Source organism: Bacillus sp. LR--39, assembly GCF_053613335.1.
In genome coordinates, this window is record NZ_JBSIOT010001315.1 from 1 (window position 1) to 574 (window position 574).

1 protein-coding gene is annotated in these 574 nt (G+C 43.2%); it reads left to right on the plus strand.

The genetic code is table 11. The features are described 5' to 3' along the window. Window positions 1-574, plus strand: a 574-nt coding sequence (locus ACWHAR_RS30205; RefSeq protein ID WP_452088819.1) for an SPFH domain-containing protein, incomplete at both ends; no start/stop codon positions are given.

The following is a 574-nucleotide window of genomic DNA, read 5'->3' on the forward strand; positions in this document are numbered from 1 at the left end:
GCCGTCTTTTTAAACAACGGAAAAATTGAAGGCATTTTCCAGGATGAGGGTGACTATGATATTGAATCCGAAATTATTCCTTTTTTATCCACTTTAAAAGGTTTTAAATTTGGCTTTAACAGCGGGATGCGCGCCGAAGTCCTGTTTGTCAACACGAAGGAATTTACCGTCAAGTGGGGGACGAAGAATGCCATCAATATCCCGGCTGCAGGACTTCCGGGCGGCATGCCGATCAGGGCGAACGGAACATTTAACTTTAAGGTGAATGATTATGTCGCATTAATCGATAAAATTGCCGGTGTGAAAGATCAGTATGTTGTGGAAGATATCAAAATACGGATCACATCCATTCTCGATCAGCTTCTGATGAAGTGGATCACAAAAGAAGGAAAAGATATGTTCAACCTTCAAGCCAACGCCTTTGATATCGCAAAGGGAATCAAGGAAGATCTTGATATGGAGATTGTCGGCGACGGCATGACGATAACAGGCTTTAACATCATGAGTTTCAATTATCCGAAAGAAGTCCAGGACATGATCACGAAAAACGCTTCCCACGGCATGGTCGGCGATC